This is a genomic window from Candidatus Symbiopectobacterium endolongispinus (genome assembly GCF_018777385.1).
GTDB classification, from domain to species: Bacteria; Pseudomonadota; Gammaproteobacteria; order Enterobacterales; family Enterobacteriaceae; genus Symbiopectobacterium; species Symbiopectobacterium endolongispinus.
The window spans coordinates 522,102-534,553 of sequence record NZ_JAFJYB010000001.1 but is presented as its reverse complement, the minus strand read 5'-3'; the positions used below and the strand labels follow the sequence as shown (position 1 = coordinate 534,553).

The 12,452-nt window shown below is 54.7% G+C and carries 13 protein-coding genes and 6 pseudogenes; 15 read left to right on the top strand and 4 right to left on the bottom strand.

Annotated features, from left to right (window positions below; genetic code table 11):
• Nucleotides 1-14: 14 nt before the first annotated feature.
• Together JZM30_RS02730 and JZM30_RS02725 are read right to left on the bottom strand one after the other, a co-directional pair.
• On the bottom strand, nucleotides 15-320 hold the full coding sequence (locus tag JZM30_RS02730; protein ID WP_252317486.1) for a helix-turn-helix domain-containing protein: 306 nt from the start codon (nucleotides 318-320) through the stop codon (nucleotides 15-17).
• The gene (locus JZM30_RS02725; protein WP_252317485.1) at nucleotides 317-547 is read right to left on the bottom strand and encodes a helix-turn-helix domain-containing protein; all 231 of its coding nucleotides are present in this window, start codon (nucleotides 545-547) and stop codon (nucleotides 317-319) included. Before JZM30_RS02725 ends, JZM30_RS02730 begins: the two co-directional genes overlap by 4 nt.
• 126 nt (nucleotides 548-673) lie before the next feature.
• Here JZM30_RS02725 and JZM30_RS02720 point away from each other — a divergent pair, with 126 nt between their 5' ends.
• Together JZM30_RS02720 and JZM30_RS02715 are read left to right on the top strand one after the other, a co-directional pair.
• Nucleotides 674-1,027 carry a helix-turn-helix domain-containing protein gene (locus JZM30_RS02720; RefSeq protein ID WP_252317484.1) on the top strand — a complete coding sequence of 118 codons (354 nt, stop codon included), beginning with the start codon at nucleotides 674-676 and terminating at the stop codon, nucleotides 1,025-1,027.
• Between the two features lie 37 nt (nucleotides 1,028-1,064).
• Entirely contained in the window at nucleotides 1,065-1,451 is a 387-nt protein-coding gene (locus tag JZM30_RS02715; protein ID WP_252317483.1) for a DUF7713 domain-containing protein, read from the top strand.
• Nucleotides 1,452-1,683: 232 nt separating this feature from the next.
• Here JZM30_RS02715 and JZM30_RS02710 read toward each other — a convergent pair whose 3' ends face one another.
• Both JZM30_RS02710 and JZM30_RS02705 read right to left on the bottom strand, forming a co-directional pair.
• Complete coding sequence (locus JZM30_RS02710; protein ID WP_252317482.1) at nucleotides 1,684-1,944, bottom strand: hypothetical protein; 261 nt, start codon at nucleotides 1,942-1,944, stop codon at nucleotides 1,684-1,686.
• An 11-nt stretch (nucleotides 1,945-1,955) separates the two neighbouring features.
• Nucleotides 1,956-2,720 (bottom strand): DNA adenine methylase, encoded by a 765-nt coding sequence (locus JZM30_RS02705; RefSeq protein WP_252317481.1) that lies wholly within the window; start codon nucleotides 2,718-2,720, stop codon nucleotides 1,956-1,958.
• Nucleotides 2,721-2,969: 249 nt separating this feature from the next.
• Here JZM30_RS02705 and JZM30_RS02700 point away from each other — a divergent pair.
• From JZM30_RS02700 to JZM30_RS24560, 13 genes and pseudogenes are all read left to right on the top strand, one after another.
• Nucleotides 2,970-3,315, top strand: a pseudogene (locus JZM30_RS02700) (putative holin).
• Between the two features lie 40 nt (nucleotides 3,316-3,355).
• A pseudogene (locus JZM30_RS02695) lies at nucleotides 3,356-3,965 on the top strand (transglycosylase SLT domain-containing protein).
• Nucleotides 3,949-4,620, top strand: a complete 672-nt coding sequence (locus JZM30_RS02690) for a hypothetical protein (protein ID WP_252317480.1) — start codon at nucleotides 3,949-3,951, stop codon at nucleotides 4,618-4,620. The pseudogene JZM30_RS02695 and the gene JZM30_RS02690 overlap by 17 nt, the downstream one beginning before the upstream one ends.
• Nucleotides 4,620-4,952: a hypothetical protein gene (locus JZM30_RS02685; protein ID WP_252317479.1), complete on the top strand. Its 333-nt coding sequence runs from the start codon at nucleotides 4,620-4,622 to the stop codon at nucleotides 4,950-4,952. Before JZM30_RS02690 ends, JZM30_RS02685 begins: the two co-directional genes overlap by 1 nt.
• Complete coding sequence (locus JZM30_RS02680; protein WP_252317478.1) at nucleotides 4,945-5,256, top strand: hypothetical protein; 312 nt, start codon at nucleotides 4,945-4,947, stop codon at nucleotides 5,254-5,256. The genes JZM30_RS02685 and JZM30_RS02680 overlap by 8 nt, the downstream gene beginning before the upstream one ends.
• Nucleotide 5,257: 1 nt before the next feature.
• Nucleotides 5,258-5,803 carry a DUF3486 family protein gene (locus tag JZM30_RS02675; protein WP_252317477.1) on the top strand — a complete coding sequence of 182 codons (546 nt, stop codon included), beginning with the start codon at nucleotides 5,258-5,260 and terminating at the stop codon, nucleotides 5,801-5,803.
• Nucleotides 5,800-7,345: pseudogene (locus JZM30_RS02670) on the top strand (terminase large subunit domain-containing protein). The gene JZM30_RS02675 and the pseudogene JZM30_RS02670 overlap by 4 nt, the downstream one beginning before the upstream one ends.
• Nucleotides 7,345-8,838: pseudogene (locus JZM30_RS02665) on the top strand (DUF935 domain-containing protein). Before JZM30_RS02670 ends, JZM30_RS02665 begins: the two co-directional pseudogenes overlap by 1 nt.
• The gene (locus JZM30_RS02660; RefSeq protein WP_252317476.1) at nucleotides 8,819-9,625 is read left to right on the top strand and encodes a phage head morphogenesis protein; all 807 of its coding nucleotides are present in this window, start codon (nucleotides 8,819-8,821) and stop codon (nucleotides 9,623-9,625) included. The pseudogene JZM30_RS02665 and the gene JZM30_RS02660 overlap by 20 nt, the downstream one beginning before the upstream one ends.
• 11 nt (nucleotides 9,626-9,636) lie before the next feature.
• Complete coding sequence (locus tag JZM30_RS02655; RefSeq protein ID WP_252317475.1) at nucleotides 9,637-10,020, top strand: phage virion morphogenesis protein; 384 nt, start codon at nucleotides 9,637-9,639, stop codon at nucleotides 10,018-10,020.
• A 195-nt stretch (nucleotides 10,021-10,215) separates the two neighbouring features.
• A pseudogene (locus tag JZM30_RS02650) lies at nucleotides 10,216-11,324 on the top strand (peptidase).
• A 36-nt stretch (nucleotides 11,325-11,360) separates the two neighbouring features.
• A pseudogene (locus tag JZM30_RS02645) lies at nucleotides 11,361-12,266 on the top strand (hypothetical protein); the annotation flags it as partial.
• Nucleotides 12,267-12,452: a capsid cement protein gene (locus JZM30_RS24560; protein WP_252317974.1), complete on the top strand. Its 186-nt coding sequence runs from the start codon at nucleotides 12,267-12,269 to the stop codon at nucleotides 12,450-12,452.

Below are 12,452 nucleotides of genomic sequence, written 5' to 3'. Positions count from 1 at the left end.
GTTCTTGTTCCTTATTAGCGACTGCCAGCCAGCAGGCGTTGGTTCATTTCGTTAATACGGTCTTGCGCACGGGCGATTTCGTTCGCATGTGCCTGCGCGATTTGCAGAGCCTGCATTGAAAGGGCAAATCTGCCGTTATCCAGCTTTTGCGCCAGCCCCTCTTCAATAAGGGTGCTCAACGCGCGGTTGACGTTGGCCGGATAATCGTCCAGTGCCGCCGCCAGTTCACCGTTTGAAACACCGTTCAGGGTATGGCCGCGCAGTGCCTTGAGGACGCGCAGAATACGAGCACCTGAACTGGATGTATTTGGCTTATTCATGCTGCCTTCTGCGGTTGACGCTTCAGACCAAGCACAATTGCGGCTTTATGTGCGTTGCCACGTCGGCCCTTTTGTTTCCCAGATAGCAAATCGACAAAGGTATAACGGCTGATATCGCTGACACACAGGCCATAAGCCTGAATGTACTCACGGGCCGACTGTGGCGTTTGCGGATACGGAAGAGGCCATTTATTTGCCGATTTAATGAGTTGGGTATCGCGAGTCATAGCTGCTTTTGCTCTCCCCTTGTGGTAGATTGCGGTTAATCGCATCCGTGGTTTGTTGCGTTATTACGTGGTTAATTATGGTGCAAATCTCCTTACCAGTAAATAGGGGGGTGCAGAAAAACTCACATGATAGGTTTGCGCATAAAAGAAGAAAGGGAAAGGTTATCCCTCACGCAGCAAGGGATGGCTGACGCTATTGGTGTGGCAAAAAGAACGTTTATCGATTGGGAGAAAGATAGAACGTCACCAACAGCGGTGCAGTTATCTGCACTATCGGCGCTTGGTGTTGATGTTTTATATGTTGTTACTGGGTTTCATAACACATCAGCCCCCGCACTCCGGCCTGAACTTACTCGCCGTAAATCAACCTTATTGGATAACTATGATCACCTCAGTGAGTCTGATAAAGCCGCTCTGGAGCGAACGGCCTTTGCGCTGGCGGAACAAGGACGTGTAAGCAGAAAAGGAAAGACGGCGTAATGCGCCGTGGGGCTTAGACAAAATAATCGGAGTGGTTGTGAGCAAAAGCAAAATGTTGGCTCCGGGAGTACCAGAGTTCAGGGAATATGTGGATTGCGCCAATACTCTCCATAAATTTAAGAACGTTCTCTATGAGATACCCAGTGGTATGGGGTTTTGGATTTGGGCGACTGAACGGGTTGATGGGCCAGGGTATCAGTTTAAATCAGCCGTTGAATCCTCACCTTATATCGCCTACTTGGGGCTGCATAAAAAAATACAGGATGCATTATCCCAGAAGCATCTTGTCTGGCAGTCCGACCAACCATCTATGCTAAATGGAAAACTGGCGGGAACAATCAGGCATGATGGTGTTGTTATTGATGGAAAACTCATTGGTTATGACGATTTTATTGGCCTGCTTACGACCCACGAAGGTTTCTAGATAGAAGTGAAAATTACTGACTAAAGATACATTCCTCTAAAGACGCTATTTTTGTGAACAATGAATCTCCCGCAGAAAAAGCGAGAAAAGATGAAAGCCTAAATGGATCAAACATTGCGTTCAGGCGCAGCCGGAATGCTGCCCGTCACTGTAGGGAAGGCAGTGCTGCACCTTCTGGAAAATAAAAAACCGGTTACCAATCAGGCTCTCAGGGAATATTTTGAAGGGGCGCTTAAGAAGGAGTCGCCATCCCCAATTTCAGACTGGATAAAGGCAGTTCTGGATCTTCTGAATCATTCAGAGCCTGAGCAATAGCCGCAGCAAGGAAAGCCAGCGGGCAAACCCAGGCGGCTTCACTGATGTGTACCGTAAGGCCATCCACGGGCGATGGCCAGTTAAGCGTATCCAAGCACCTGTAATAGGCATCTTTCAGATTTTCATCAGGGCGAAGTTCGAAGCACCAGTGCCCGTTTTCGTTCTGTATCCAGCTCATGATTTTTCCTTTTAAAAATTACAAATCACCAGCTCCCGTCGTGGGGCTGGTTTTCCCGACAGGCTGTACTTGATCCCCACGCTCTGTAGGCTCAGCCCGTCAAATGCCTGCCGCATTTCCGGTATATCGTTCACCGAGATAATCATCTTCCCCTTGATCTCCCGTGCCAGTTGCACCATGCGGTCATAATTTTCCAGCCCAAACCCGACACCATAACCTTCCGTTCCCCAGTACGGCGGATCGCAGTAGAACAGCATGTGTGGACGATCATAACGCTGGATGCATGTCACCCAATTGAGGTGCTCAATCACAGTTCGTGATAACCGCAGGTGCGCCATTGATAGTTCTTCTTCAATGCGTAGCAGGTTAAAACGCGGTGGTGCAGTAGTTGCCGTACCGAATGTAGGCTCTTCCACCTTGCCGCCGAATGCCTGTTTTTGCAGGTAGTAGAACCGGGCTGCACGCTGAATATCCGTCAGCGTCTCTTCTGGGACAGCCTGCAACCACTTGTATATCTGACGACTGACCAGCGCCCATTTGAACTGCCGGACAAATTCTTCCAGATGGTGTTTCACCACCCGATACAGGTTCACCAGTTCGCCATTGATATCGTTGATCACTTCAGCCTTGCTGGGGTGCTTCAGAAAATACAACGCTGCCGCGCCGCAGAACGGCTCGACATAGCAGGTATGGGCAGGAAACAGTGGCAGAATGTGTTTGGCCAGGCGGCGTTTTCCACCAATCCACGGAACGATGGGTAAAGATTGCTCTTTCATTATCTGTAAGCCTTTTTCACAGGATGAAAATACGGTAGGCTTTTCCGGTTCTCGAGAACGGGAGAGTCTCGGTTGACTCACAGGTCATATCTGTGTGTTGACGGCTTGTCCGGTGTTCCACCACAGACAAGTCGCTCTTTTCCCCGCCATACTGGCGTTTATCTCTGTCTTGCCACTATTAACGCCGTTTAAAATCCCTGCGTGCCGCGATGCGTCATGCTGTCTTCACTTACACAAGGAGACAGCAACATGAACCTCAAAAAATTTCATATCATGCGCCTAAGCCGCCCTTTTGGCTGGCAACTGACTGCCGCACTGTTATTGGCGGTCATCGCGCTGGTATCGCCGCAGCAACTCCCCCGTCGTCATCTACAAAATTTCACTGATCACGCTGTCAGCTGTGTTGGGCTATTGGCTGGATCGCTCGTTATTCCCCAAAGCCACATTAGGTCAGTATCTGGTGTACCACCCGACATTTATGGCTCGGGGAGTTTATCCCATCAAACCCGGTTACGAGCAGGTATTCGCCGTGGCTCTCATCCGTCGCGCCATCATTGTGGCGGCGGTCTGTCTGGCCGTGGCGATGGGGCCATAAAATGGCTAATCGAACCCGTAACAACGATCCAGGTACTGGTATGCTGCTACTGCTATTCATTCTGCTGCTGGTCGTTGCCTTGTATAGTGATGCCGCCCAGCCGCCTGCTGCGGCCCAGCAATACCGTAGCGACCTTATCCGTAACGCCCGGCTGGACTGGGGGGCTGAATGCACCCGTGGCCGATTTTGCGGCGCAACTCCATCAGAAATCCGGCTGGGATCCTCGTGCGGTATCGCCCGTTGGCGCACAGGGGCTGGCACAGTTTATGCCTACTACGGCGACGTGGATTAGCGACACCTTGCCGGAACTGAAAACCAGTCAGCCATTTAATCCAGCCTGGTCGATTCGCGCATTAACCCGCTATGACCGCTGGATTTGGCAACGCATTACTGCCGCTGACGATTGCCAGCGGATGGCGATGACGCTCTCCGGCTACAACGGCGGACTGGGCTGGGTACAGCGCGATCAGAAGCTTGCGGCGCAGCGTGGGTTAGACCATCAGCGCTGGTTTGGGCATGTCGCTACCGTCAATGCCGGGCGTTCTGCAGCTAACTGGCGTGAGAACCGCCATTACCAGAAGCGCATCCTGCTGGAATTAGCGCCGCGCTATCTGATGTGGGGAGGTCGTAGCTGTGCTGAACCTGCTTAAAGAGCTGCCGTGGAAAACCTTGCTATGGGTTGCCGCCTTACTGTGTGTTCTGTGGCTGATTTACCAGAGCGGTTATGAGAGTGGATTCGCCATATCTGAATCCGCTGGCAATACCGCACTGGAAAAACAGCGAACTGAAAGTAAGGCGGCATTAGCCTCACTTCAGGCAGATATCGCACAGCGGCAACAGCAACGAGCGGAACAGGCCACTGCCGCCTTACAGGCATGGCAGCAGCGCTATCAGCAGCTGGTCGCGTCCGCCCATGCCGCCGAACAGCAATACCTCACCACCACGGCGTCATTACGCCAGAAGAACGAAAACCTGAAGCGGAGAATTGATGATGTTACGCAACGCTGGATTGATGAGCGCGGTCATAGCCGTCCTATTGAATGCGTGTTTACTGCTGGCTTCGTGCAGCAGTACAACGCCGCCTTCGGTGCCGTCGCAGGAACAGGCGCTACCACCGCTGCCAGCGGGGCTGGCGATACGTCCGCAGCCGCCGCCACCCTTGACAGCCGGCTACGCGACTCCGGCGTTACCCAACGCGATATCCTCGCCCACAGCGCCGACGCCGGAGAACGTTACCAGCAGCTTGCCGCGCAGGTAAATGGCCTGTTGGATCACCTCGCTGCGCTACAGAACAGGAAGGAATAATGAAAATTGAAGTGGAGTTCTGGCAACTGGTGGGCCTGTTGCTGGTTTTTTTAGGGTTCGTCTTTGCTGCCGGGAAAATTCTGCTGGCGCAGATAGAGCTGCGCCTGAATGAACGTTTTGGCGCACTAGAGCAAGGCCGCTCTCAGAGCGAAAAAGGCTGGCAGCGGCTTGAGCGGGAATTTCTGGAGTTTCGGGCCGATCTGCCTGTGACCTATGTCCGGCGCGAGGATTACATCCGTGGACAAACGGTGATCGAAGCCAAGCTGGACGCGGTTTATAACAAGCTGGAACTGGTGCAACAGCATCGAATGAACGGAGGACAACATGGTTGATATCACCCGCGTGCGCCGTGAGGGACTGCGCTGGAGTCTGCTGGTCGCGCTCAATAAAACCCGCCCGTACACCGCCAGTGAGACGTTGTTGCTGGATATCGCACGGGCCATTTACCCGGATACCACACCGCTGGAGTTGCGACGAGAGCTGGACTATCTGTCTGATCGCAAGATGGTGGATCTTTCCAAACGCCCGTCAGGCGACTGGTTTGCTGATTTAACGCGGCCCGGCGTTGATATCGTTGAGTACACCGTGGAATGTGGTCCTGGGATCGCCCGACCTGAAAAATACTGGAGCGAATGATATGGCCCGTCGCAGCACTATCGACAAACTGCCGGAAGAGGCCCGCCGCTGGCTGGAGCGGGCACTGACAGAATCTGGTTTCAGCGGTTATGCCGAACTGGAAAGCCTGCTGCGTGAGCGGGGTTACATCATCAGTAAATCAGCGATCCGCCGTTATGGACAGAAGATTGAAAAACGTTTCGGTGCTATTCGTGCCGCAACGGAAGCCGCCCGCATGTTGACCGAAGGGGCGGCGGACGATCAGGATGCGCGTTCGGAGGCGGTCATCGCGCTGATCCAGACTGAACTGTTCGAGAGTATTGTCCAGTTGCAGGGGGCTGATGAGGATGAAATCGACCCCGAAGAGCGTGTAGCGCTGCTGTCGAAGGTGGCCAAGAACGTCGCTACGCTATCGCGGGCCAGCGTCAACCTGAAGAAGTTCCAGGCAGAAGTCAGAACCAAAGCGCAACAAGCGGCGAGCAATGCCGAGAAGATTGCTTGCAAAGGCGGCCTGTCAACTGACGCGGTGCAGGCACTGCGCCGGGAGATCCTAGGAATTGCCTCATGACAAAGTTATCTGGAAATATTGCTCCGGTGTTGCCCTATACCTCGCAGATGGACGTACCTGTCGCACTGATGCCATACCAGCAGCGCTGGGTTGCCGATACCTCACCGCTCAAGGTTAAGGTTATTGAAAAGAGCCGACGAACGGGCATCACATGGGCAGAAGCTTCCGATAACGTGCTGACCGCCGCCTCTTCAGCTCCTGCAGGTGGAATGAACGTCTATTACATCGCCTACAACCAGGACATGACCGTTGAATATATTCAGGCGTGCGCGATGTATGTGGGCGCGGGCGTTCAACTACGCGGCCAGTGCGATTGAAGAAGGCTTCTGGCAGGAAGATAAGGACGACAAGCACATTAAGACCTACACCATCAAATTCCCCGACTCAGGCTTTCGTATCGTCGCGTTGTCCAGCCGTCCATCCAACCTGCGTGGACGTCAGGGCATCATCGTGATTGATGAAGCCGCATTCCATGAGCAACTGGATGAACTGCTGAAGGCCGCACTGGCGATGCTGATTTGGGGCGGTAAGGTGCGCGTCATTTCCACCCATGATGGTGATGACAACCCCTTTAATACGCTGATCGGGGATATCCGGGCTGGGCGTCAGGGCGGCAGTGTACAGCGTATCACCTTTAAAGAGGCGGTTACGGAAGGGTTGTTCCGTCGGGTGTGCCTGCGTACCGGACGTGAATGGTCTGCCACAGCAGAAGCCGAGTGGATGGCCTCGGTATACAAATTCTACGGCACCGATGCATCTGAAGAGCTGGACTGTATCCCGGCTAATGGTAGCGGAGCCTGGCTGTCCCGAGCCCTAATTGAATCCCGGATGTCAGCAGATACTCCCGTTTTACGTCTGACCTGCCCGGAAGGTTATGAGCTGAAATCCGATGAAACACGCTGGAGCGAAACACAGGACTGGCTGGACACCCATTTGAAACCGCTGCTGGATGCGCTACCGAGAGGTGCCCGCTCGTTTCTGGGGAGAGACTTTGGCCGCAGTGGTGACCTGTCAGTGGATTATCCCCTGTTACAGCAGAAGAATCTGGTGCGTAAGATACCGTTCGTGCTGGAGCTGCGTAACGTGCCATTCAAGCAGCAGGAGCAGATCACCTGGTATTTGATGGACGGCTTGCCCGGTCTGCTGGGTGCAGCGTTTGATGCCCGTGGTAACGGAGCCTATCTGGCGGAATACGCCATGCAGCGTTACGGTGCCAGTCGGGTACAACAGGTAATGCCCACGAAGGGTTGGTATCGGGACAATATGCCGCCCGTCAAAGCCGCGCTGGAAGACGGTAATCTTGTCGATCTGCCCAAAGACGAGGACACGCTGGACGATCTGCGGGCAGTTCAGGTCGTGAATGGCGTTCCCCGCGTGCCGGAACAGCGTTCAAAAGCCAAATCTGACGACGGTAAACGTCACGGTGACGCAGCCATTGCACTGGCACTGGTCTACTACGCCAGTCGCGAAATCAATAAAGGGCCGGTAACGGCATCCTCCCGCAGACGCAGAACGTCTGCACGTTTACTGGAGAACTACTAATGGCGCGCGGACTCTGGGTGTCCCCCACCGAATTTGTTTCCTTTTCAGAGCCTAAGAAATCGCTCAGCGAACAGATCGCTTCACGTGACCGCAGCATGGATTTCTATGGGCTGAGGATGTATCTGCCCAACCCCGACCCGATCCTGAAAGCACAGTGAAAAGATATCCGTATTTATCGTGAGCTGCGCACCGATCCGCTGGTCGGCGGCTGTATTCGTCGCCGCAAGGCGGCGGTGAAAGCGCTTGAGCGTGGTGTCGACAGAGGAAACGCCCCTATCCTGGTGTTCAGTTTTATCCGTGACATGCTGACTGACATGGATATGTCGCGCATTATCGGGGAAATGACTGATGCGGTGCTGTACGGCTACCAGCCCTGTGAAGTGATGTGGCAACGCTCAGGGACAAGCTGGCATGTGGATGATATCGTCGGTAAGCCCGCTGACTGGTTCCAGTTCGACACCGACAACCGGCTGCGTTTCCGCTCCCGTGACAGCGGCTTTGAGGGTGAAGCCATACCAGACTACAAGTTTCTGGTTTCACGCCAGGACGCAACCTATGACAACCCGTATGGTTTCCCCGACCTGTCGATGTGCTTCTGGCCCGTCACCTTTAAAAAGGGCGGGATGAAGTTCTGGGTACGGTTTGCCGAGAAATACGGTTCACCCTGGGTGATCGGCAAGCATCCTCGCGGCACGCCGCAGGGAGAGATCGACAACCTGCTGGATTCACTGGAATCGATGATCGAGGATGCCGTTGCCGCTATTCCTGATGATTCCTCCGTTGATATCAAAGAAGCGGCGGGCAAAGCCGACAGCAGCGAGATTTATCAGAATCTGATCGCCGTATCGCGCAGCGAAATTGCTATCGCGTTGCTGGGACAGAATCAAACCACCGAAGCGACGGCGAACAAAGCCTCAGCACAGGCAGGGCTGGGGGTCACCGACGATATCCGTGATGGCGACAGCGATATCGTGACCAGCGCAATCAATCAGTTGATCCGCTGGGTGGTTGACCTTAATTTCGGCAGCAACGTTGTTGCGCCGGTGTATCAGCTATGGGAGCAGGAATCTGTCGATAAGGTGCAGGCCGGGCGTGACGAACGGCTCAGCAGCGCAGGCGTGGTCTTTACCCCGCAATACTGGAAGCGTGAGTACCAGTTGCAGGACGGCGATATCGATGAAACGCCCAGAGAGACGCTCCCTGGCCAATCGCTGGCGTTCGCGGAAGCCGTCAATGCCGATGTCAACGCACAGGACGCTCTCGATGCGGCGCTGTATGTTGTGATGAACGGTGGCCAACTCGACAACACGCTGGGGCCGTTGCTGGCTCCGCTGTTTGAACGCGTCCAGTCCGGCGTTTGTCCCGGCGATCTGCTGGGCGAACTGGCGGAACTGTATCCGCAGATGAAGGCCGACGACCTGCAAGAGCGGTTGGCGCGTATCCTGTTTATCGCCAATCTTTGTGGGCGTCTGCATGAGCGTAACCGCGACTGAGCTGGCGTACTGTATGACGCTGCCGCCTAAACGGGCCATCAATTACCTGCAGGCAAAAGGCTACGTCATAAGCTGGGACTGGGAAGAGGTCTGGCAGGAAGCCCATGCCCGTGCGTTTACCGTCGCTAAAGTGACACGGCTGGATATCCTGGAAGATATTCGCCGCACCTTGCAGGAAACTCTGGATGACGGCAAGACCGACCGCTGGTTTAGTAAGGAACTGGAACCGGTGCTGCAGAAGAAAGGCTGGTGGGGGCCGCGTGATACCACCGACTCGGTGAGCGGTGAGCCCGTCACTATTCAGCATGGGAGCCCGTGGCGGCTGGATACCATTTTCCGCACCAATATGTCTGTGCTCTACAGCGCTGGCCGCTGGGCGGCGCAGATGGAAAATATGGATGGCCGGCCCTACTGGATGTACAGCGCCATTCGTGACAAGCATACGCGGCAAAGCCATCTGTCGATGCACGGGCTGGTTTTTCGTTTCGATGATCCATTCTGGCAGGCGTTCTACCCGCCGAACGGCTGGCGCTGCCGCTGTAGCGTGATTGCCCTGAGCCAGCACGATATCGAGCGGCATGGGCTGAAGGTGGTTAACGCCATGAATGCGATGGGGTGGGAACTGAAGCTGGTCTCAGAGAAAACCGGCGAGATGCAGCGCGTGGCCACGTTCAATACCGGCAGCACAACAATCCGTACCGATCTTGGCCGGTCGTATGCGCCGGGTGCCGCCTATCGCCCAGATTTGGCTTGTTATCAGGGCGACCTCGCTTCCCTGGCTAAATAGGAGTTATCGTCATGAGTACCGTCAGCATCACGATTAACGACAGCGATCTGCGGCGTGGGTTGCGTGCGCTGGAGAGCGCAGCGGCGGACATGACCACGGCGATGCGCAAGATTGCCGGTACGCTGCATGCAGAAACCGATATCAATTTTGACGAGACTGGACGGCTGCAGGGATCGGTATCAACCGAATATGATCCCAGCACGGCGATGATCGGCACCAATACTGTTTATGGTGCTATCCACCAGTTTGGCGGCAAGACCGGGCGCAATGAATCCGTCGAACTACCCGCTCGTCCGTATCTGACGATGGATGAAGATGGCAACCTCCAATCCGAGGCGGTCAACTCGGTATTGGACACCATCCAACGGCATCTTGAATCTGCGGCGCAGTGTTGATTTCAGGCGGCACGGTTAAGCCAATGTGCCGCCTATCCTGAAAAATGGCTTAAATTCCTTTATAAAGGCTTTGCGGTCGTACTATTCCCACCATCCCAAACCGGCTTTGCTCCATGTTTTTCTTAATGGGGGTTAACAGCCAACTTTATTGCTTCCGTTGACACTGTCCTGAGTTTTCCAAACCGGGACAGCACTATGCCACTCCACATTTTTAAATCCGGCACCCATACCGATATGCACGGCACGAAACTGCCGTTCACACCTGCTGATTTGGCGGCGTGTGCAGCGGCATATGACCCTGCAGTGCATGAAGCCCCGATAATGATCGGCCATCCGAAAGCGGATGCACCGGCCTATGGTTGGGTGGCTTCATTGTCAACCAGCGGCGGAGATCTGCTGGCTGAACCTAAGCAGGTCGATCCACAGTTCGCCGAACTGGTGGATGCGGGACGTTACAAGAAGATTTCCGCCTCGTTCTACCTGCCTGATTCGCCCAATAACCCGAAGCCCGGCACGCTCTATCTGCGCCACGTAGGGTTCCTCGGCGCACAGCCGCCGTCGATTAAGGGACTGCGGCAGGTGGCCTTTAATGAACAGGAAGACGGCGTGGTCGAGTTCGCAGACTGGGGAATGATGACCAGCGCCAGCCTGTTCAGTCGCCTGCGTGAGTTCATCATCAGCAAATTCGGCATGGAAGAAGCTGATAGCGTCCTGCCGTCGTGGCAACTGGATACGCTGCGTGATGAGGCGATGCGGGAGGACAAAACCGTACAAACCGATCCGGCATTTCAGGAACCCATTCTCGTTAACCCAACATCCCCCCATGAGGATACCGCTATGACCAAAGAAGAAATTGAGGCCCTGCAGGCTGAAAAGCCAGCCTGAAGGCAGACGCTGCCACCCGACTGGCTGCTGATGCGAAGCTGAGACAGGAAAATGTGCATACCGGCAACGTCGCCTTTGCTGGAAAACTGGTGACGGGAGGCCGTTTGATACCTGCGGCAAAGGCGGTTGTCGTGGCGCTACTGGATGAAGCTTCTAAAGGCGAACAGCCCGTTGAATTCGCTGAAGGTGAGGTGAAAAAGCCGCTGGCCAGCGCGTTTAAGGAACTGTTAGTCGGTACGACACCCGTACTGGATTTCAGTGAGCACGCCACCAAAGACCGCGTCAACGTCGATATCACCACGACATCAGCGGAATTTGCTGAAGCCGATCCTGAGCGCCTGGCACTGCACCAAAAGGCCACCGCACTGGCGAAGAAAGAAGGCATCAGCTACGACGCTGCCGTCGCACGCTGCCTGTAACCGCAGCAATCAGTAACCGTAAGAAAAGGAAGCATCATGTCTGATTATTTAAGAGGTAAACGCGTTGTTGATCCTGTGCTGACCAGTGTGGCACGGAGTTACAAGAATGCCGCGTTTATCGGCGAGAGCATTTTCCCCATCGTTCAGGTAGAGAAAGAGGGCCTCATTGTGCCGTTGTTCGGTAAAGGCGCATTCGTTGAATATGACACCGAACGTGCAGTCGGCGCAGAAAGTAATGTTCTGCTGCGTGAGAAATCCAGTTCGATGGATTTGGTGCTCAACGAGCACGATCTGGCTGCGCCAGTGGACTACCGTGAACAGGCCGAATCGCTGTTCAATGAAGAGGCAAAAGCCATTCGTCGTGCGACTAACGGCGTCAATCTGAAGCGTGAACTGTATGCCGCCCGGTTGGCGCAAGACCCGAAGGTCTATCTGGCTGCGTCTAAAAAAGCACTGGCTGCTGCGGAGCGCTGGGTAAACGGTAAGGGTGACCCCGTCACTGCGATTGAAGCAGGTATCGAAGCTGTCCGTAATGTGACTGGCCTGCGCCAGAATTTGATGACGATGAGTGCCGGTGTGATGTCGGCATTGCGTTATCACCCTGCTATTCAGGCACAGATTGGTGCCAATGAGCGCAAGCGCATCACAGCGGAAATCCTTCAAGACATTTTCCAAATCAATAAGGTGCTGATCGGCGAGCCGGTTTCATCGGAATCGGAGAAGAAAGATACGGGGGATATCTGGGCTGACAACCTGATGCTGCACTACGTTTCACCACCGCAGTCAGGCACTGAAAGTGCGGACGAAAATGGACCGTCGTTCGGTTACACCTTCCGCCGCAAAGGGATGCCTGTTGCTGACAAATATCCGGGCGTGGGTGGCAAAGTCTCTTACGCGCGTTTCACCGATATCTACAAAATCGCGGTAGTTGGCGGCGATGCAGTGCCAGTTAATGTGCTCGGTATTGTTGTCGTTGAAGCCGGTGCGGCTGTCGGGCGTGGTCTGTCTGTCCAGTCGGACGAGTCCGCCCGTGCCGTTCTGCTGACGGAAGTGGGCGTATCGAATGGCATCGCACTGGATGCCGCCCTCGCCGAAGGCGACGTCATCCGTATTCTGCGCGGGGTATAA